Consider the following 21,183-nt stretch of genomic DNA (forward strand, 5'->3'; position numbering starts at 1 on the left):
AATTTTGCCCTTACTTAGGACACAGACGATAACCAACACCATAAACAGTTTCGATAAAATCTTCTGAACTTCCTACGGCTCTGAGTTTCTTTCTTAAATTTGTCATGTGAGTTTTAACGGTTTCCTCCCCGGATAATTTATCAAACTCCCACAATTTATCTAAAATTGCAGAGCGAGTTAAAACTTGAGTAGGGTTTTTCAAAAAACATTCCAATATCATGTATTCTTTATGTGTTAATGATAGAGGCTTGCTTGCATAGGTGACGTGACAATTACTAGAATCTAGTTGTAAATCGCCGTGAATTAAAATTAATTGGCGAGTTTCTGGACTTCTCCGAGATAAAGCTCTAATTCGTGCTGCTAATTCTTCTAGTTCAAATGGTTTAACTAAATAATCATCTGCACCAGCATCGAGTCCAATTATTTTATCTGGCGTTGTATCGCGTGCTGTCAACATCAAAATAAAAGCGTTGCAATTAGAAGCACGTAACCGTTTACAGAGAGTAATTCCGTCTAAGCGCGGCAACATTAAATCTAATAAAATTAAATCATAATTACCTGCTTCGGCATATTCCCAACCTTCAATCCCATCGTAAGCAATATCAACAGCATGATGCTGGTGTTTTAAATCTTCAGCTAAGGGTTTAGCGATGCGATCGTCATCTTCAACTATTAAGATTCTCATATCTTTGATGCTATGCCAAAAATCAGAAAGGGAAAAATTAGCAAACCTACGATTCTAAGGATGAGGGGTGTTCCTATTATGAGGTAAGTCATCTATCTGCTTAAACGTATCACTCAATTGGGTAACGCACTTTTTTCTCCTTTCGTACAGAAAAGAATAGGACAACCGCCAGTAGGATAAAGGCGATCGCCGAAGCATAGCCCCTTGGCAGTGATAGACCACCATCTTTGATTGGTTTGGTAAGAAAATCGCCGAAGGTGGCTCCGAAGGGTCGCGTGAAGATGAACGCGAGCCAGAATAGGAGGACATCACTCAACTTAGTTATGTAGTGAAGGGCAATGACAACACCAATGACGCTGGCCGTCACGAATGCGCCTTGGATATAGCTTAGTCCTAAGTTGCTTGTTAGAAAGTCACCAAAGGCCGTTCCCAAACTGTTTGAGAACACAATTGCCAGCCAATAGGTTGTCTCTGCGTCTTTCCTTGCGATCGGATAAACGCTCAGATCCCGATCCCGATAATACCAGATAGCCAGAACACTTAAGAGACAGGCTACCAGGATCAGCGATCCCATTGCGTAGCCCAGTCCGAGAGAGCGATCCATCAGGTCTGAAACTTCAGTTCCGGCTGTGGTTGTCGCAATGATGGCTACCCAGTAAAGGGCTGGACGATATCTGTCAGATTGAATTTGAAAAAACAGGAGAATAGCCAGAATGGCAAAAGTTACGGCAAAGGCTATGTAATAACCCAGCCCAAGAGACATTGAGATGAAGTCACCTGCTGTTTCGCCGAGCGTCGTGGCGATGATCTTCATAATCCAAAAGAAAATTGTGACTTTTGCAACTTTGTTCATTATTGCTCCTACCTACTGCTGGATACGATACTTTATCTAAACTTGCAGGTTTATCGTAGAGAGAAAAAGTCAAGAACTTAGAAAGAGATGGCTGGTAGTGAAGATTTTTACTCTTTACCTACTGATTTCCATCTTCCACTTTCAAATACCAGCAGTAATGCGATCGCACTCAAAGCAAAAATACTTCCAGCGATGAAATTAAAATGAAATTCTATCGCCCTCAAGAAACCTCAATTTGAAGAAATTCTTACGAATAGCGTAGTGCTTGTAGTTGTTCTAATTGTTGGGTTTGTTCTTGCAGCCGCATAGCGAGGCGATGCCTTTGGCGGGCTACACCTACGCACACTGTTAAAAAATTGCTAAACAGACAATATGCCAATGTGTTAAACTATTATGCCTTTTTAGCTTCAGGGTTTCTTTCGCAAGCATGAAGACAAATATCGCCCATAGCTTTATTTTCAAGCAATAACAGTAATTTATTAATCTTATGAATAGGCAAATCAAAAATTTTGATTTGTGGCTAAGTGGACGTTTGCAAGGGTAATTTAATTGTGAGGCTAAGAACCAGGACAGTAATCACAAATCGTTTGAGCAAATTAGCATTGATTCGCATAATTTGGGTATTTTTACTCACTATTTTGATTGTCATAACGATAACTCTCCCCAATTCAGTGAGAGCGCAAGATGAAAGAGTAACAGTACGTCTAGATGGTCGTGCATTGTTCCGAGTAAGTGCAGTGGATAACACCAAGGCATCAGATCGAGCAAGGCAAATCGAACGACGCATGAATCGGTTATTAGAAAATCCAACAGCAATTTCTCCACCTCAGATTGAAACTTCCCAAGATAAGCAACAGCGCGTTATTACTAGTGCGGGAGTACCAATTGTTACTCTAACTTCAACAGATGCTCAAGACAATTTAACAACCGTTGACGCGCTAGCTATCCAATGGTCACAAGCAATTAATGCTGCTCTTAAACGAGCAAGTCAACGCCGCCTTTCGCCTTGGGGGCGATTTGTAGCAGAAGTACAAGCATCAGTAGAGACTGCTTTTGGGCGACTGATAGAATCTGCCATCATAATTATTCCGCGTGCGATCGCTGCTATTTTAGTAATTGGTCTTTTCTGGGCAATAGCCACATTCATACGCTGGCTGATGCGAATTATTTTCCGCCACATTGTTGAAGATTTGACCGTTGAAAACCTAATTAAGCAGGTTGCATATTACGCCGTTTGGACACTTGGTTTGATGGTTGCCCTCGATGCTTTTGGCTTTGATCCCCAGGCTGTGGCGACTGGATTAGGATTAACTAGCCTTGCTTTGGGATTTGCCCTTAAGGATATCATCTCCAACTTTATTAGTGGTATGCTAATTCTTGTATTACGTCCTTTTGAATTGGGCGATCAAATTGTTGTTGGCGAAACCGAAGGAAACGTTGAACGTATAGAATTGCGTGCTACCCAACTTCGTACCTACGATGGTCGCGTGGTACTAATTCCTAATGCTGAAGTGTTTACTTCTCGAATCATTAACAACACAGCTGCACCTATCCGCCGTAGCAGTGTCGAACTATTCATTGGTTACGATAGTGACCTGCAACAAGTAGTTACTGTATTAAAAAATGCAACCCAGGCAACACAAGAGGTACTTGATGAGCCGGGGGTTTCTGTGCGGATACGAGAGTTAGGACAAGATGACGTTGTAGTTGAAACGCGCTTTTGGACAGATTCGCGGCGTTCTGATTTTGTGGCTACGACATCAGCTGTCAGACAGGCGATAGTTGCTGCGTTGAAAAAAGCGAATATTGGATTACCAGACCCCGATGTCAGAATTTTAGTGCCGCGTCATCCCCAAAAGTGGCAAGCAGCATTCGGTCTAAAAGATAGTGACACCACTTCATATTAACCCTGTGAATAAATTTTTACCAATATCTACTCAAAATATTATCAACAACAGTTCAATGACTATGGCGATGGTGAATGTCCCTAGTGTGAGGGTGAGTGTGATAGAGAATCGTCGTGTGTTCGTGAAGATGGTTGTGAGGTTCGCCTATATTTATCCCCTCATCGTGGTTATGCTGATGGTGTTCATCATGGATATGTTTATGTTTATGCACAGTAACATAGTGTAGATGTTCGTGTTCATGTGGATGAGGCGAGAGGGTAATTTGCACTACCACTAGCAGCATCAAGCCTACTAAACTACCATAAATAAACTCACGTTCAGCAAAGTGACTTCCTAACCAACCCGCAAGAGGGTAAGAGATTGCCCACCAAAGATGACTCCAGGCAAAGTGTGCGCCATAAACTCGCCCTTGTATAGCAGTCGAGATACGGTCTGCAATTAATGTCTGAGTAGGTAAGTTGACTAAATTTTGCCCCGCACCTGCTACCAACCATAAGACCATCAATACTGTTAAATTTGCGTGGTTAGCAGGTAATAAAGCCAAGGTGATCAAAGTTGCACCAATAAAAACAAACGTTGTACGCGGCAAACTTCTATTGAACGTACCATAAATAACTGCACAGAGAGTTGCACCAATCCCAAAAGCTGCCATCACCCAGCCGTACTGCACTTCTCCCAATTGAAGTGTACCTTGGACATAGCCAACAGTATTGACTAAGATTTGCGCTCCGGCAATTGATGCGACTAACTGCATGAAGAGTGCGTAACGAATAGGTGCATCTGTAAGCAGGCGAGTTGTACCGTCTTGAATGTCTCCCCACGTTCGGCGTGTTGTCCTGGAAAGCTGTTGATTTTGTGCAACTACGAGCTGACCTGGTAGGGTGAAGATTAACACTGCCGCGATCGCAAAGCTGAGAGCATCCAAAAAGAAGACTTGTCTTGCACCAATGAAGGCGGCGACACTTCCAGCGATACCGGGGCCAAGTACACCAAGCAATTGGTAAGTAGCCGACGAAAGAGCGATCGCCCCTGCATAGTCATTCTCACCCGTGACTAATGGAATTGTGGCTTGGTAAGTTGGGGTAAAAAAAGCATTAAAAACGTTCAGCGCAAATATTAATATGTAAACTTGCCAAATCTGCGTCACGAAAGGCAACATACCCACAATTAACATTCTGAATATGTGGGTAATGACCATGATTTTCTTACGGTCGAAGCGGTCTGCGATCGCACCTGCAAGAGGAGAAAGCAATACAAAAGCAGTCACACGCAGAGTTAAAGCTACTGAAAGCACAACTGCCGCATTCTTTCCAGCTAAGTTAAAAGCCAGAAGGGCTAAACCCACCCAAGTAAGTGCATCACCCAATAAACTAGTGGTTTGAGCAGTATACAGCCTTGCAAATACCGGATTTCTCAAGCTGCGGAAAAATGTCAAGGTATTCATTTATCAAGGGGCATAGTTATAGAAGTCTTTTATAGTAACATTTTAACACTAATGGGGGGAGGGGGCATATTTATCAAAGCTGGAAAATAGTCTTGACAAAACCATTTTCACCACTCTGCTATTTTCTAGAAGGCGTGTAGTATTTTTAGCGTTGCTGTTAGCGCAACTTGGCGTTAGCCATATCATGGGATAATCTCACCTAATTGGGAACGCATTTTTAATAGTTTCAACCGCCAATTCATTCCGCATTTATGCAACTTCGTATTTTTAGTCATGGTTGTAGTGTCGCTGTAGCAACCATCATTCCCCACACTGCACCAAAATGAAATTTTGTCGCTCGCTCAATATCAAACTGTGCAGATTTGAGGAAATTGTGAAATTCAAGTTGGGTATAACACTGCTTATAAGCAGGATCAACCAACTTTAATATAAAATCGCAAAGGCGGCACAATAAATAATCTTTGCACCAATCCAAAATAATTACTTGACCATTCCAGCGTTGGTCATATATTGCTGCTAGCTTGTCATACTGCTGGCGAACTTTGGTTTCAGTCATAGTGAATATATGGAACTCTTCATTAACCTGATTACTAACACCTTTTGTGCTTAAAATATCAAGATGAATCAAAATTTACTCAAGGCAAACAATTATATTTAGACGTTTCATCAATAACTCTAGAAGATAAAATTCCTATGATATTTATCATTGCTCAAAAACTGCTTTTGGTACTTTGCCATCCTCTACAACCGACATAGTACGTTTAGGCAACAAGAACTTACCAAACTTAGCATATAAAGCTGGTAAGACCATTAAAGTTAATGCTGTAGAAGTAAATAAACCACCTAACACCACTATTGAAAGTGGTTGTAAGATTTCTTTTCCGGGGCCACTCTCAATTACTAAAGGTGCTAATCCTAAAGCAGAGGTAAAAGCTGTCATCAAAATAGCATTCAGACGTTCCATTGATCCTTTAATCAGAACTTCTTTAACTGGTGTACCTTCCGCAAATTTGGTGTTGTAATTATCCACAAGTAACAAACCATTGCGGGTAGCAACTCCGAATAAAGTAACAAAGCCAACTAGAGAAGCAATGGATATCACTCCACCTGTCAAAGCCACTGAGAATACTCCTCCTACTAATGCCAAAGGCAAATTAATCATAATCATGGCGGTGGAAGGAATAGATTTTACAGAAAGATACATAATTACTGTAATTGCGACAAAGGCGATCGCACTCGAAATTAAGATATTCTGAGTTGCTCTTTCTTCTGCCTCGAATTGTCCTGCATACTGAATATAGTAACCAGAGGGTGGATGTACCTGTTGCTTAACTTTAGCTTGAATTTCATTGACTATGGAACGCAAATCTCTACCATTAGCGTTAGCGGACACAACAATCAAGCGGGAGACATTTTCTCTATTTATAGTATTAGGCCCAGTACCATTTTCAATTGCGGCAACCTGTGCTAAAGGAATTTTTTGCCCATTAGGAGTATCAACTAACAAATTGCGAATCGTATCTAGATTTTGCCTTGCATCTGGCTTTAACCACACGGATAAATCGAAAGTTTGTTGTTTTTCTAAAACTTGAGATACTACTCGTCCATTAAGAGCAGTTTCAATAATTTCGGAAAGTTTACCTACTGTCAAACCATACCGTGAAGCAGCAAGACGATTGAACTTAATTTGTATTTGTTCAATCGGTATTTGAGGTTCTAGTTGTAAATCTACAATCCCATTAACGGTTTTCATGACATCATCAACTTGCTGTCCAATAGTGCGGAGTTGTTCTAAGTCGGGGCCGAAAATTTTAACTGCGATCGCACTCCTGACACCAGACAACACCTCATCCATGCGGTGCGAGATAAAACCACCAATGTTTGGCGCTACCCCCGGTAACTTGGCAAATTCCTCCCGTAACTTCTCAATCGCCCCTTCCCTGTCTTTCATTCCTGCGTCGCTTAACTCAATATCCAAGTGTCCTAAATTCACCCCTGCTGCATCGCCGTCTCCTGGCGCACGTCCAGAACGCAGTTGCACATATGGAAATCTAGAGTCTCCTTTGAGTGCGTGCTGAAGTGCTTCACCAGCTGCATTAGTCGCTTCTAGAGAAACCCCAGGATAAAGAGTTAGAGTATTCACCAAAGTTTGCTCCTGAAACTCTGGTAAAAATATTCTGCCAAAGGAAGGGACAATTACAGCCGCAGCCACCAAACTAGCGATCGCAGCGCCTATAACAATTCCAGAACGCCGCAGAGAAAATGTTAGTAGAGGAAGATACAGTCCTTTAAAAAATCTTGCTACCCAAGGTTCTGTTTCTGGCAAGCGACCATAAGGCAGTAAAATTGCACATAAAGCTGGAGTTACCGTTAATGCCGTAATACTAGAGGCTATAACTGCTGCCATATAACCTAATCCCATTGGGATAAAAATGCTGCCTTCTACACCAGCCAAAGCAAAAACTGGAGAGAACACAACTATGGTAATGATGGTAGCTCCAAATACCGAATCGCGTACCTCTTGACAACCTTCAAATACAACATCTAAAACTGGACGTGGGTTGGGAGAATATTTATTTTCTCGCAAGTTACGGTAGACATTTTCAGCATCGACAATCGCATCATCAACGGCTGAACCAATCGCTACTGCTAACCCTCCCAAAGTCATGGTATTTAAACCTTGTCCCAACCAATTTAGTAGTAGTACTCCTAGTAATAAAGATAAAGGTAGGGCAGTTAAACAAATAGCTAGGTTGCGCCAATTCATCAAAAAGGGAATTAGAATTAAGGCAACAATAATGCTGCCTTCAATTAAAGCCTCTCTAACATTTTCAATAGAAGAATCAATATAGTTTTCTTGACGAAAAGTAGGTGTAACTTTGATATCTTTGGGTAATCCTGCTTGAATCTCTGACATCGCTGCTTCAATAGCACGAGTCACAGTAGGAGTATCGGCTTGAGGCTGTTTATTAATCATCACAACAATTGCCTTTTCACCGTTAAAACTGCCATCACCTCGTTTAATAGCTGCACCAATTTGCACATCAGCAACATCAGAAATTTTAACAGGCGTACCATTGCGAGCAGTAATTACTGATTGCTGTAATTCTTCAATAGATTCAATTCTTCCAATACCCCGAATTAACTTTTCTCGGTCAGGAGTAATTAAATAGCCACCAGGAGCATTTACATTGGCAGCAGATACAGCTTGTTCTACGTCTTCTAAAGTAACATTAAAGGCTCTTAGTTTTGCTGGATCGACTAATACTTGATATTGGCGAACATCGCCACCATACGCTACAACTTGACTCACACCAGGCACAGCTAACAGGCGATTTGTCACTTGCCAATCAACAATTCGCCGCACTTCCATTAAAGGAGTGCTTTGGGAGGTGAAGGCATATTGTAATACAGTGCCGATAGGGGAGCTTGTAGGGGAAATTTGTGGAGTTTCTACCCCTGATGGCAGCTTACTTTGAGCTTGTTGTAATCGCTCTGTTACCAGCTGGCGAGCCTGATAGATATCAGTGTTCCAGTTAAAAATGACTTTAACCACAGAAATTCCCGCAGCTGAAGATGAGCGTACTGCTGTTACTCCAGGAGTACCGTTAATCGCACTTTCAATTGGTAAAGTTACCAGGGATTCTAATTCTTCGGGGGCGAGTCCTGGTGCTTCAGTTTGAATTTCAACTTGGGGTGGTGCAAAGCTGGGGAAAACATCCAAGGGCATTTGGATAATCGTCCGAAATATCCAAATTGTCAGGATAATTGTACCCAGGATGACTAACCAACGGCGAGTGATCGCCCACTTGATGATAGCACTCAGCATTTTTATTGTTGGGTATTTTTACTGATGATTATGACTTTTGGTTCTTCATGAGGCGCGCGGTGGTTATCATCTGAGTTTGTAGAACCATTAATAGAATCTTCTGGTACATCATAGGCAAGTTCTGCCCCGACTGGAACTAGTTGAGGCTTGCTGCGACGACCTGCTATGAAACCTACAGCAGCTATTGCAACTCCTCCACCTGCTCCTAGCAACCACAACGGTACTGGTAAGCTGGGCGTTTTAACTTCAGTCGCTTGTACAGGAGCTTCTTTTGTCTCACCTTCTGTTGGCTTAGTACCACCCCGTAATGATTGTGCATAAAGTTGTGGTGCGCGTTGAGTGACAATCATATCTCCCTCGAATAAGCCACTCTTGACCTCAACCATATCTCCAGAGGTCTGACCTAATGTGACTTCAACTGTTTGGTAAGCATTACCATTTTGCACGTAAACAACTTTCTTACCATTCGCGTCAACTACTGCTGAGGTAGGAATAGCTGAAATAGCAGAGGAAGTTTGGTCTGTTAAGACTTCTAGTTCTGCGAACATTCCTGGTTTGAGTTGACCATTAGAGTTATTCACCTCTGCTTGTACTGGTACAACTCTTGTTTCTCCTTCTACCACCGTACCAATCCGGGAAATTCGTCCAGAAAAGATGCGCTCGGGCATACTAGCAACTTTTAATCTTATTCTCTGACCAGTTTTTACCTTGCTTAAATCTTTTTCATAAATGTTAGCTGTGGCAAAAAGCCGACTATCATTGACAATCGTCATTAATTTGCCACCCGCATCATTAAAAGTTTGACCAATAGTAACTTCTCTATCAGCAACCTTACCGGAGATGGCAGCGGTTACGGTCACTAGTCCTTTGGAATTGGGGAGATTTCCCAGTTGAGCAAGTCGAGTTTGATAACTAGTATTACTGCGATTAATATTTGACTTTGCTAGTTGAACTGATGCTTGGGCGCGTTTGAGTTGATTTTCTGCCCCGATAACGTCCCGACGGCTCTTGGCTTTGGTAAGTTCGGCTTTTGCTTGCGCTAGCTGGGTCTGGGACTCTAAGGCATTGCGACGGGGTAAAGCGCCAGCATCAGCTAACTGCTTATCTTTGTTGTACTTTTCTTCAGCAAAGTCAACTTGACTTTGTGCTTGGGCAATTTCAGAATCGGCTATTTGTTGATATTTTTGATAATTTTGTTGAGCCAGTCTCAAGTCTGCTTGTGCTTGTTGTAAATCAGCTTGACCTTGTGCTAATTTGTCCTGAGATTCCACACGCAATGTTACCAAATCTGGACTAGTAACAACAGCAACAGGTTGACCAAGTTTTACTGATGCACCAGGTTCTACCAACAATTCAACTACTTTCGCCCCAGTAATTGGGGTAGTCACTTCCACTTTTTGGCTGGGAAGAGTTTCAATTTGTCCAGTAGTTTTAATGCCAATGGCTAACCGCTGACGCTGGACAGGCTCGACTTTAATCCCTAACCGTTTGGCTGTGTCGGCATCAACCTGAATAGAATTATTAGTTGAAGTGGCTTCACTTCCTCCTTGAAATTCGTCTCCATGTCCGCCATGAGCCAGGACAACTGCGGGACTTGCTAATAACAGCAGGCTCAGGAATGTGCCAGAAACATAACGAATAGCTGTAGGTGTTTGGGAACACAGAGAGTTAGACATCGCTACTAAAAATCCTTAAGTATGGGAGGGAAGAAATTGCGAACAGTCAAAAATACTTTTAAGTTTTAGAAATACACTCTTTTACTAGTCTTTCATTCAGAAATGAAATTAGGATGAAATCAAGTTTTGACCGCTCTCAGAATCACATCACTCTAAACACAACTGGAATTCAAGAAAGCAAGTGTTCCCTATCTATTTGGCATTGGATACTTGCATCATGCTTCACATAGATACTTTTGCTTACCTTCAGGTGACGCTCTTACTGAGGCTGGACTACTCGCTAACACCAGTTCCCAAGCCAGGGAAACCTTTTAGCGTGAAGCTCTTAACGTCGCTTCCACTGAGTTCGCGGAGCGTCTCCGTACCCCTCCGGGGAAGCAAGCTACGCGCAGCGTCCCGTAAAGCTTGCGGCATAGCTACGCTTAGGGCGCAGCCTCTCGTAGAGAAGGGAAATAGAAGAGAAGATAGCCAGGTTCCCTACGGCGGGTTTCCTGCCTACCCTGCGGTTTCTGCGTACTCCTGTAAAGAAGCAAGCTACGTAAAGTGTCCCGTAGGGAAGCAGTACAGGACTGGACTTACTGGTTATACCAAGTTTTTCGCCACTGTTTCATTTGGTTAATCTCTGCTTGCTGTGAATCAATGATACTTTGAGCTAATTTCATAATTAGCATCGGCTGAACCTAAATCCATTGCCATGTTATGGTTCATGCCACCACCATGATTCATCATACTACCGTCGTGATTCATTGGTTGCTTGTCGCTAGTATCAGTAGCGGTAGTAGTAGGGTTTGATACTTGGTTTTGGGAAGCGGGTGTAGAACACGCTGTCAACACACTACTGGTAAAAGAGGCGAGCGCTACTAAAGTCAATGACAAAAAGCTGTTTTTCAGAGTAGAAAGTTGCATAGGAATTATCTAAATGTTTCCTGATTTCATTTTGAAATCTCCAGTTGCTTGGAGAGTCAACCCTAATGGTGATTTATTTTTTGCTTAAGTACTAAAATCATCTAAGCTCGACTTTATCCATTTTTGAGAATATGAGGGGGGCAAAAGGAAGAAACATGAACATGGAAAAATAGGAAGTGGCATCAATGACAATATGCATCTATACCCATGAGCCTGAATTTACCCGCAGGAATAGCCAGTATCATACAACTGTTCTCAAGACTTTTCTCAACCAGAGTCTGGAAGCAAGCCGAAGTACTGATGATCGGGGCAATTCTAACGACGCGAAAGCGTACAGTATCCTCAATACTGGAAGTCATGGGAATAGCGCATGAGAAAAATTTTCAAAATTATCATCGTGTTTTAAGTCGTGCCGTGTGGTCAAACTTAGAAGCTAGTCGCATTTTGTTAATGATTCTGGTCAGTATTTTTGTACCATCAGAACCAATAATTATGGGAATTGACGACACCATTGAAAGGAGGAAAGGGAAAAACATCAAGGCTAAAGGTATCTATCGTGACCCAGTACGTTCAAGCCACAGCCAGTTTGTCAAAGTCAGTGGTCTACGATGGTTAGCAGTCATGTTACTCGTAGAAATACCTTGGGCACAAAGAGTTTGGGCTTTGCCTTTTTTCACTGCTCTAGCACCATCTGAACGTTACAACCAACAACTTAAACGTCGCCATAAATCCCTGACCGATTGGGGAAGGCAAATGATGTTACAGATTCGACGATGGTTGCCGAACCGAGAGTTGGTAATGGTTGCAGATAGCAGTTTTGCAGCATTAGAACTTCTCTTTCGTGTGAGTCAGCACAAGTTGCCTATACACATGATTACTCGGTTACGTTTGGATGCTGCATTATACCAGCCAGCACCCAACAGGCAATCAGGTACTATGGGGCGACCAGCCCTCAAAGGCAGGAGATTACCAAATCTAGAACACATATCAGTTGACCCTAACACTCATTGGCAAACTGTAATAGTTAATAACTGGTATGGCCAAGGCAAACGCGAGGTAGAAATTTGTAGTGATACTGCTGTTTGGTATCACACAGCAAAGCCTGTAGTCCCTATTCGTTGGGTATTGATTCGTGACCCAAAAGGTAAGTTTGAAACACAGGCAATACTCAGCACTGGTCTTTTTTATTCTCCCATACAGATTTTGGAGTGGTTTGTACGTCGATGGCAAGTGGAAGTTACTTTTGAGGAAGTCAGGGCACACTTAGGAGTTGAAACTCAACGTCAATGGTCTGACAAAGCGATCGCTCGTACAACACCATTATTATTGGGGCTTTTTTCCTTAGTTACTGTCCTAGCACATCATTTACAAAATGATTTTCAGTGGCAAGTCCGACAAACAAGTTGGTACTCCAAACATTTGCCTTCCTTCTCAGATGCACTGGCTTTAGTACGACGATTTTTCTGGGCTAGTACTTTTTCAATGTCCCATGAATCCTTTGAGATGGTAAAAGTACCTCGCCCTTTGTTTGAACGTTTGCGGGACATTGCCGTTTATGCCGCGTAATTGGATAAAGTCGAGCTAAGAGGATGTTTGAAAAGTTTTGAAAAGTCAAATTTTAGGCTAGTCGCCTTACCATAATACGGATCATGGCAAGATAAACAAAAGTCTCGGATTCGGGTAACAGTTCATAGTCTCTGACTAGTCGTCGGCATCCCATCAACCAACCAAAAGTGCGTTCAACCACCCAACGTTTTTTGAGCAATATAAAGCCTTTAGTTTTTTGTGGTCGCACAACCACCTGCACAATCCAACGGCAAAAGTCCATTACCCACTGCATGAATGGCTCACCATCAAAGCCGCCATCCACCCAAATGGTTGTCAATCGATAGACCTGGTTGCCAGACTGTTTGACCCGTTTGAGAACTAGTTTACCCCCGGAACGCTCACCTACATTGGCAGCTGTAACCAAGACCCGCAAGACCAGCCCTAAGGTATCGACCGTCATAAATCGCTTGCGTCCTTTAATTTTCTTACCTGAATCAAATCCAATGGATTGACTGACCATTGCCGCACTTTTTAGACTTTGACTGTCGATTATTGCCTCAGATGGACTCGGATGACGCTCAATATCGATTCTCGTCCACTCTCGCAAACTGTCGTGGATGTGCAGCCATCTCCCGTCTTTGCGCCAATTGCGAAAATAAGTGTACACTGTCTGCCATACGGGAAAATCACTGGGTAAAGCTCGCCATTGAATGCCCTCATATAGAACGTAGAAAATGGCGTTGAGGACTTCCCACATATCGACTTCCCGATGACGACCACCTTTTTTAGGTTCTGGAATCAAGTCGCTAAGAAATTCATATTGTGCGCGAGTTAGGTTACTGGGGTCAGCTTTACTCATGTCGCTCTCTCGGTGCTGTTTATTATCTATTCACAGCCTATACTGAGAGAGCTTTTTTACAACATCCCCAACTTTTCAAACAGCCTCTAAGTAACTGGTTGCTGACAATGCAACTGTTGTACTTACTACATAGTTTGACAGCCGAAGATGAAATCAGGATGAAATTAAAGGTTCCTGCTCTTAGCAAAGACTAGCTACAAGAAATTAGAAGGTTGTAGTACATTACTACAAAACCTAAAGTTTTAATTCTTGTGTGACACCTCGCTTTGATTTGCCGACCTTAGCTCCAGAGTTTAGATATGGCAAATAATCATGTTATGAAAGTAACGTATTTAAAATAATTTGCCTTTGTAGTAAATATAAGTAAATCTAATATGGTAAAGCTGAAATTATTGATTGGAGGAATAGTATTCATCCCGCTAGTCGCAGTCCTATGCGACTTTAGTTTCGGAAGATTTTGGTTTTCAGAACGCTCAGACCATCAAAAATTAGTCAAAAAACCAGAACAACTCAGTGCCAGCGCTGTGAGCAATCAGCATAGTTCGGTATCCGATAAAGCCATTGTTGCACAAGTGAACAGCGCCATCTTTACAGTCCCTAATGAGTTTCAGGGAAAAATCATTCAGCAGGCACAGCTGAGCAAACCAGACAAAGTTATTGCACTGACTTTTGATGATGGCCCCGCGCCTAAATACACGCAACAAGTGTTGCAAATCCTGAAGCAACAAAATATTAAAGCAACGTTTTTCTGTGTGGGGGAGATGGTGCATTATTTTCCCAAAATTGCCAAGCTAGAGGTAGCCGATGGTCACGCGATTGGTAATCATACGTGGCATCACTGGTATAGGCATATGAACCTGTCTGTTGCTGCGCGTGAAATTGAGTCCACCGCAACAGCTATTTACCAAACTATGGGGGTAAAAACTTTTCTGTTTCGTCCGCCTTATGGCATCCTCAACAATGGTGTAGCTGATTACGCTTAAAAGAATAATTACGCTGTTCTCATGTGGTCAGATGACTCGATAGACTATCGTCGTCCTCCAGTATCCAGACTCGTCAATAATGTGTTAAAGGACGCTAAACCTGGTGGTATAGTACTGATGCATGATGGTGGTGGCGATCGCTCACGCACTGTTAAGGCTTTACCACAAATTATCGCTTCACTCAAACAGCGTGGTTATCGGTTTGTGACCATACCAGAATTGTTGGAAATACAGGAACAAAAAACACCGTTGGTAACAACAGCACAATTTCATAAAGGGAATAAAGGTACATAAATTATTAACTCATTACTTTACCTGATGCAAGCTATCAAATAAAATTCAGAAGTCAGGAGTCAGAATTCAGAATGAATTCTATACGACTGGCAGATGAATAAGTGGGTTTAAGACCCCACTAAATCTATGATTTAATGGTCTTCAATTAGTAGCGGGTTTGAATCCAACACTTTCTTGTTCTGACTCCTGAATTCTGACTTCTGAATTTTTTTTCAAATGTGTTCTTTTTTTAGATAAATTATCTTGTTTTTGTTACTGTCAATTCCTCTGCTAACACTTGCTGATAAACCTGTGACAGTAAAGGCGTGACTTGATTATTTTCTGTACCATATCCCAAACTTGTCCAAGTACCAGATAAAAGTTGTAAAACCTGATTTAGTTTCCCTTGTTTCAGCAGAACTGCAATATCAACTCCCCAAAAGTGGTGGTCATTTAGCCAAGCATATACTACTTTATCTTGAATTTGTGGTTCAAAACTTTCTAGGTTTGCGCTTGATGAATTAAAAAATTTATGATGGTATTTTTTTAATTTTTCCTGCCAGGTAGTTGTAAGGATTTGATAGCGACCTGCTGCTGTACTGCACTCGCCTTTATGAGGGCCAGAAACAATTGTTATGCATTGATTGGGATGACGGCTGAGATCGGTAAAATGCTTACCACCATAAAGTAAAGTATAGGGGTTAGAATCTAGAGCTTCACTAGCAGTAATAGTCCGCATTAATGCGCGAATGTAAGGATCGCCTCCTTTCATTACTAAAGGTGGAGTGTATTCAGGAATGGTAGAGGTTTTGCGAGTGCTAAATCCTTGCCAAAGCACAATTAATAAAACTATAGACAATATTCCAACAATTAGCGATCGCCACTTCAACTTCCCTTTTTTTGGCAAGAGAGCTTTAACTAAATTTATGGAGTATATTTTATCATTAATTATTTTAAGAAGTTTGTGAAACAAGGATAGCGAAAGTTTACTTTTTTTTGACATCTACTTTTTGGGGTAATAATATTTATAATTTGTTTGCTTTTTTATATATTGACAAACACAAACATAATTTTAAGCTAATAAGCTGTATTTTTATTGAAATACTTTGTGTTGCTGAACATTTATCTCTTTATACAAGCTACTAATATATAGTAATTTTATTTTATTTGTAAAACTCGAGAGGCTCAGATAACTGACTTCTTTGAGAAGTCGGGTATCTGGTTATTCACAATTGAGAACTGCTATACTCAAAATTCATTACAAGTGAGTAAAGCAATCCTTTTTTATTAAAAATTATATATACTTTCATTTACTTATAAATTTAGCTTAATTAAAAGAAGTACTTAAATATCCATACATATCAAGATGAAATTAAGATGAAATTATTATCAGTCATTGGAAATAAATTATAATCATGCCATTAGGAAGATGAAGTTTACACTTGGAACCTCTTAAGTTGAGGCGAGGAAGTTTTGACATCAGATGTGTATGGCAATAGCATAAATTATTTAGCATTTTGCTTGGTAAAAACTGATAAAAACTAGATAATACAGCAGATTCAAGGCAGAATATTGACTGCATAAACGCAACGCAATTATTAAAAGGAAAATCAAGGAGAAAAAGTGGCTAATATTGGTTTATTTTTCGGCACTCAAACAGGTAATACTCAGACTGAAGCAGAAATAATTCAAAAGAAATTTGGTGGAGAAGATGTAGTAACTTTAAATGATATTTCACAAGCTGAACCAAATGATTTTAATGATTACACTTATATCATCATTGGTTGTCCAACCTGGAATATTGGGGAGTTACAAAGTGATTGGGAAAGTTTTTATGATGAGCTAGATAACATTGACTTTAGCGGCAAAAAAGTTGCTTATTTTGGAGCAGGCGATCAGGTTGGTTATCCTGACAGTTTTCAAGATGCAATAGGGATTTTAGAAGAGAAAATTTCAGAAAAGGGTGGTGAAACAGTTGGCTATTGGTCTACAGATGGTTATGAATTTACTGAGTCTAAAGCCGTCCGTGATGGTAAATTTGTAGGTCTAGCACTTGATGAAGATAATCAATCTGATTTAACAAATGAACGGATTCAAGCTTGGGTTGCTCAACTCAAGCAAGAGTTTGGTTTATAGAGGAGTATAAAGTCTTGCATTGAACAGGCACAGTTCTGAACTAGCTCTCTTGATGGCTCAATCTTATTTAACTTAGGTAACGTTGATAATCATTGTTAAGCCACCCCCACCTTCTACTTCAACGTTGTCGTTTGTTGCGTGATGGGCAATGTGACAGTGCAGCAACCACTTACCCTGATCACGAGCTGTCCAAATTACGTCGTAGCGTTCACCGGGAGCTACATTGATAGTGTCCTTTTCAATTTGGGCAGTGGCCGGTAGGAGATTGCCATCTGTTTCAATAATTTTGAATGGCCCACCATGAATATGCATTGGGTGGATAAAGGCATTATTTGAGCCGATAAAGCGAAAGCGGATTTTTTGACCAATTTTGGCGTTGATTGTTTCGGTAGAGGGATAAGCTTTACCATTAATTGTGAAGAAGTTAGGCATTAGCCCTTCCATCGGCATAGCTGGGAAAGTGTAGCCTTGCTTTACTGTCCACTCCTGAAGCTGAACCACAACGTCTTGATCGTAAGCAGGAGTTTTTGGTTTATTCTTGGGATCGACGATTAACGCACCATACATCCCTAAAGTTTGCTGGCGGTCTACATCTTTGTGAGAATGATAAAAGTAAGTACCTGCTTGCTTGACAGTAAACTCGTAGATATAGCTTGCGCCTGGTGCAATTGGCTTTTGGGTAACATCGGCTGGGCCGTCCATATTGTTGGGTACAATCATGCCATGCCAATGTACTGTCGTTGGTTCTGGTAAGTTGCTCTTGACTACAATCCGAACGCGATCGCCTTCAGTAACTCGAATCCGCGGCCCCGGAACTTGACGGTTGAAAGCATAAGCAGCTACCTGAACATTTGGTAGGATATTCCATTTGATCAAAGAAACATCAAGATTAAAGACCTTCACACCATTCTCTAGCTTGGGCGTTAGAGTCTGATCCCCCCGTACATCAACGGGAGCAGTGTAGGCTATCTTTGTCAAGTCTACTGCTGCCATGTCTGCCATTGCTTCCATGCTCATATCAGAGGTCATAATCATTCCTGGCGGCATGACTAAACCATTCATTTGAGTAACACTACTCATGGGCGCAAGCGGTAGCGATGATATTGGAGTCGGAGATTTTGCACCGCCCATATTCATCCCAGACATTGACTCGTTGTCGTTATTCATATTCATTCCAGGCATGGATTGGTTGCCCATATTCATTCCTGGCATTGACTCAGGCTGCATATTCTTAGCACTCATGGTAAAGTTGCCGTAGAGTGCGGCGATGAAAACACCAAAGGCTAAAGCTAATAGTGTTAACAGCGTCACAGCTAGAAGTTGCGATCGCGTAGCTTTGGGTTTCATCACCATACCCGCGTGCGAATCGGCAGCAGAAGAATTCATATCTATATTTCGACGGGTTTTCATGGTTACATTCCTTCCATAGTCTACATTCCTTCCATAGTCTGGTCTGTGTCAGCATGAGGTGCAATTACTTTATCGGGAGTTGCTGTAATTCCTTCTCTTTCAGCAGCTAAACTGTGACCACCTTTACCTAATGCCCGGACAGTTCCCATCCCATGTTTTAGATCTACTGCAACTAGCCACATATTGACTGGGAAAGCAACTACAAATCCCACTAAAGTTGCCAAAGACATCACGCCCCAAAACCGAATTGAGGTTGCCTCCATCGCTGTCATATCAAGGCTCATTAGGATGACCATTACTGGAATCATTCCTGCCATCACCGCATTCATTGAAAGCCATTCCGGTATAAAAGAACGCCGGACGGCTTTGAGATATGAACCACCCAGCATATCTTTCATAAACAAAGATTGAAAAACAAACAGCCCAAAGGCAAAGCCAAAAAGATACTCAGATATCACATCAAGCCACATGGGTAGTCCGAGGGTCATGGTAATTGCGGCAGCAACGATAATTCCTGTTGCATCACCAGCTAAACAGTGAATTGTCGAACCAACAGTCTGTTTCCACAATGGCTTGACAAACTCCTCATGCTGCATTGGGGCTGGTTCTTTACAGGACAGAATGTACAGTGCCGCACCAATTACTCCTGTGTAGAGAGTCACTAATAGCCATCCCCACTTCATTACAGTTAGTTCAGGATTACTAGTGAACGCATCCCAGGCTACATAGACCACTGAGAGGACTGTCAGACTAAACCAAACAATCAAAACAGTATCAATCCAAGCAGAACTTTTGAAGTTTGCTTCATTTGTACCAGACATATTCATGCTGGGCATATTTGAATTAGTCGCAGGCTGAGGTAAAGGCGAGTTTTGAGCAATAGAATTAGGAATGCTCTCAATATAATTAGATGAATTTTGGCTGATTCCCAAACGAGGAGTTAATAGTACTAATCCTAGAGTTAGTACCAATAAAACTATCCATAAAATTGATTTAGAGCGCATATTTACCTTTGAATGTACAGCAGTTAGTTCTTTAAAATCATGTTTTTTTAAAGAGTTTCATCTGTATATATTCTTGTTATTACCAAAAATTAACGGAGTGTGAAAAATTCTTCCACAGCTGAAGGATGGATACCAATTGTTGCATCAAAATCTTTTTTAGTGATACCTGTCCGAATAGCAAGTCCGAGACATTGAATAATCTCAGCAGCGTATTCACCGACCATATGAGCGCCGAGTACTCTGTCTGATTTACTATCAACTACTAATTTAATGAGAGTTTTCTGTTCGGGTTCGGCAATGGCATCAAAAAGAGGTTGAAATCTTTGAGAATAGCAGTGTATTGATTCCCCAAATTTTTCGCGTGCTTTAGCTTCGGTCAAGCCAACTGTAGCCGCTTCCGGTCGAGAAGAAAGTGCAGAGGGAATGCACTCTAAATTTACAGTTCGAGTCTGATTACCAAACACAGTATCGGCAAAGGCACGACCTGTGGCAATGGCGACAGGAGTCCAATGGGGTCGGTCAGTGCAATCTCCAACAGCAAAAATATTAGCCTGAGTAGTACGGCTGTATTCATCTACTGCGATCGCTCCTTGTTTGACTTGAACACCCGCTTTTTCCAAATCAAGACCACTTAAATTAGCAACTCGACCTATAGCGCAAAGAAGGGTATCTACAGTTACAGTGTCTTGTTTATTTCCTAACAAACTCAAACATAAACTATCTTGAATTCGTTCAATTTTTTCGACGACAGTATTGCAGAAAATTTGAATACCATTCTTCGTCATACTTTCTTGAACTGTAGTTCTAATATCTTCATCTCTACCTGGTAAAATACGGTCTTCAGGCACTATTAAAGTAACTTTTGAAATTAAACCATTAAGGCTTCCAGCGAACTTCACAGCTATCTGGTCACTACCAAGAATAGCAATATGCTCTGGTTGTTGCTTGATTTCAAACATCTGACGTGTAGTAATAGCATATTCAATTCCTGGAATTTCAGGTTTTACAGCTTCTCCACCTACAGCAATCAATATTTTATTAGCAGTAATCTGGCGACCCCCAACATCCAAAGTATGAGAATCTAAAAATTTCGTATGTCCCCAAATTAGGTCTACCCCTGCTTCTTTTAGATGCTGAATATGCAAGTTGCTCAGATGTTTGATTGCTCGGTCTTTAGCTGCATTAAATTTATGCCAGTCAATGCGGTCACTTACTTTATCCCAACCATATTCGTCAGCATCTTCAAAAACATGGGAAAAACTAGCAGCATATGCCATTAGTTTCTCTGGAATACAGCCATGAATTACACATGTGCCACCTACCTGGTCGCGTTCGGAAATTAACACACGAGCACCATGAGCAGCAGATTGTCTAGCGGCAGCAACACCTCCAGGTCCTGCACCAATTACAAAGAGGTCATAATCAAAGCCCATAAATTATTAACTCAGTTTTTAAGAACACTATATTTCCCTATATTTTTAGCTTTCCACACAGTGATGAAATTAATATGAAATCATTGGAATTTTAATTAAAAAATAGTTATGCATATTCAAATGAAATCAGCATGAAATTTCCTTATGTCATTAGTAATAAATATTTCTTGTGCCATTAGGTAGACGCAAGCAGATTAGTTATTTTTTAATCTGAGGGCGCAGAGGCATAAATACTGT

At 41.3% G+C, this 21,183-nt stretch carries 18 protein-coding genes; 5 read left to right on the forward strand and 13 right to left on the reverse strand.

Translation table 11 applies throughout. The annotated features are described in order from the left end of the window. Positions 1-10: 10 nt before the first annotated feature. Both FNW02_RS05365 and FNW02_RS05370 read right to left on the reverse strand, forming a co-directional pair. On the reverse strand, positions 11-685 hold the full coding sequence (locus FNW02_RS05365) for a response regulator transcription factor (protein WP_045873743.1): 675 nt from the start codon (positions 683-685) through the stop codon (positions 11-13). A gap of 109 nt (positions 686-794) precedes the next feature. Then, positions 795-1,538, reverse strand: coding sequence for a COG4705 family protein (locus FNW02_RS05370; RefSeq protein WP_191756540.1), 744 nt, complete (start codon positions 1,536-1,538; stop codon positions 795-797). A gap of 602 nt (positions 1,539-2,140) precedes the next feature. Between FNW02_RS05370 and FNW02_RS05380 the strand changes: the two genes are divergently transcribed. Continuing rightward, positions 2,141-3,445 carry a mechanosensitive ion channel family protein gene (locus tag FNW02_RS05380; protein WP_225225441.1) on the forward strand — a complete coding sequence of 435 codons (1,305 nt, stop codon included), beginning with the start codon at positions 2,141-2,143 and terminating at the stop codon, positions 3,443-3,445. Between the two features lie 52 nt (positions 3,446-3,497). Here FNW02_RS05380 and FNW02_RS05385 read toward each other — a convergent pair whose 3' ends face one another. The 6 genes from FNW02_RS05385 to FNW02_RS05405 all read right to left on the reverse strand — a co-directional run bounded on the left by FNW02_RS05385 (position 3,498) and on the right by FNW02_RS05405 (position 11,300). Beyond that, positions 3,498-4,889 carry an MFS transporter gene (locus FNW02_RS05385; protein WP_191756542.1) on the reverse strand — a complete coding sequence of 464 codons (1,392 nt, stop codon included), beginning with the start codon at positions 4,887-4,889 and terminating at the stop codon, positions 3,498-3,500. A 271-nt stretch (positions 4,890-5,160) separates the two neighbouring features. After that, positions 5,161-5,445 carry a hypothetical protein gene (locus tag FNW02_RS05390; RefSeq protein ID WP_431356792.1) on the reverse strand — a complete coding sequence of 95 codons (285 nt, stop codon included), beginning with the start codon at positions 5,443-5,445 and terminating at the stop codon, positions 5,161-5,163. A gap of 147 nt (positions 5,446-5,592) precedes the next feature. Further along, the gene (locus FNW02_RS05395) at positions 5,593-8,718 is read right to left on the reverse strand and encodes an efflux RND transporter permease subunit (protein ID WP_191756543.1); all 3,126 of its coding nucleotides are present in this window, start codon (positions 8,716-8,718) and stop codon (positions 5,593-5,595) included. A 2-nt stretch (positions 8,719-8,720) separates the two neighbouring features. After that, complete coding sequence (locus tag FNW02_RS05400) at positions 8,721-10,394, reverse strand: efflux RND transporter periplasmic adaptor subunit (protein WP_191756544.1); 1,674 nt, start codon at positions 10,392-10,394, stop codon at positions 8,721-8,723. A 575-nt stretch (positions 10,395-10,969) separates the two neighbouring features. Beyond that, complete coding sequence (locus tag FNW02_RS40075; RefSeq protein WP_431356793.1) at positions 10,970-11,065, reverse strand: hypothetical protein; 96 nt, start codon at positions 11,063-11,065, stop codon at positions 10,970-10,972. Beyond that, entirely contained in the window at positions 11,031-11,300 is a 270-nt protein-coding gene (locus tag FNW02_RS05405) for a hypothetical protein (protein WP_431356794.1), read from the reverse strand. Before FNW02_RS05405 ends, FNW02_RS40075 begins: the two co-directional genes overlap by 35 nt. Before the next feature lie 207 nt (positions 11,301-11,507). Here FNW02_RS05405 and FNW02_RS05410 point away from each other — a divergent pair, with 207 nt between their 5' ends. Beyond that, positions 11,508-12,866, forward strand: coding sequence for an IS701 family transposase (locus FNW02_RS05410; RefSeq protein ID WP_191756545.1), 1,359 nt, complete (start codon positions 11,508-11,510; stop codon positions 12,864-12,866). Between the two features lie 52 nt (positions 12,867-12,918). Here the strand turns inward: FNW02_RS05410 and FNW02_RS05415 are convergent, their stop codons facing one another. Then, positions 12,919-13,707 carry an IS5 family transposase gene (locus tag FNW02_RS05415; protein ID WP_191756546.1) on the reverse strand — a complete coding sequence of 263 codons (789 nt, stop codon included), beginning with the start codon at positions 13,705-13,707 and terminating at the stop codon, positions 12,919-12,921. A gap of 374 nt (positions 13,708-14,081) precedes the next feature. On the opposite strand from FNW02_RS05415, the gene FNW02_RS40080 reads away from it, so the two are divergent. Together FNW02_RS40080 and FNW02_RS40085 are read left to right on the forward strand one after the other, a co-directional pair. Beyond that, a complete protein-coding gene (locus tag FNW02_RS40080; RefSeq protein ID WP_431356795.1) occupies positions 14,082-14,690 on the forward strand; it encodes a polysaccharide deacetylase family protein in 609 nt (202 codons plus the stop codon). A 21-nt stretch (positions 14,691-14,711) separates the two neighbouring features. Continuing rightward, positions 14,712-14,984, forward strand: coding sequence for a polysaccharide deacetylase family protein (locus FNW02_RS40085; RefSeq protein ID WP_431356796.1), 273 nt, complete (start codon positions 14,712-14,714; stop codon positions 14,982-14,984). 238 nt (positions 14,985-15,222) lie between these two features. Here FNW02_RS40085 and FNW02_RS05425 read toward each other — a convergent pair whose 3' ends face one another. Next, positions 15,223-15,870, reverse strand: a complete 648-nt coding sequence (locus FNW02_RS05425) for a glycoside hydrolase family 24 protein (protein ID WP_225225442.1) — start codon at positions 15,868-15,870, stop codon at positions 15,223-15,225. 716 nt (positions 15,871-16,586) lie between these two features. Between FNW02_RS05425 and fldA the strand changes: the two genes are divergently transcribed. Next, complete coding sequence (fldA, locus tag FNW02_RS05430; RefSeq protein ID WP_191756548.1) at positions 16,587-17,099, forward strand: flavodoxin FldA; 513 nt, start codon at positions 16,587-16,589, stop codon at positions 17,097-17,099. Positions 17,100-17,171: 72 nt separating this feature from the next. Here the strand turns inward: fldA and FNW02_RS05435 are convergent, their stop codons facing one another. The 3 genes from FNW02_RS05435 to gorA form a co-directional block, all read right to left on the reverse strand. After that, on the reverse strand, positions 17,172-18,509 hold the full coding sequence (locus FNW02_RS05435; RefSeq protein ID WP_191756549.1) for a multicopper oxidase family protein: 1,338 nt from the start codon (positions 18,507-18,509) through the stop codon (positions 17,172-17,174). A gap of 20 nt (positions 18,510-18,529) precedes the next feature. Next, positions 18,530-19,513: a DUF4396 domain-containing protein gene (locus FNW02_RS05440; RefSeq protein ID WP_225225443.1), complete on the reverse strand. Its 984-nt coding sequence runs from the start codon at positions 19,511-19,513 to the stop codon at positions 18,530-18,532. A gap of 89 nt (positions 19,514-19,602) precedes the next feature. Further along, on the reverse strand, positions 19,603-20,946 hold the full coding sequence (gene gorA, locus FNW02_RS05445) for a glutathione-disulfide reductase (protein WP_191756550.1): 1,344 nt from the start codon (positions 20,944-20,946) through the stop codon (positions 19,603-19,605). Positions 20,947-21,183: the final 237 nt, after the last annotated feature.

The organism is Komarekiella delphini-convector SJRDD-AB1 (genome assembly GCF_014831675.1).
Classification (GTDB): Bacteria; Cyanobacteriota; Cyanobacteriia; order Cyanobacteriales; family Nostocaceae; genus Komarekiella.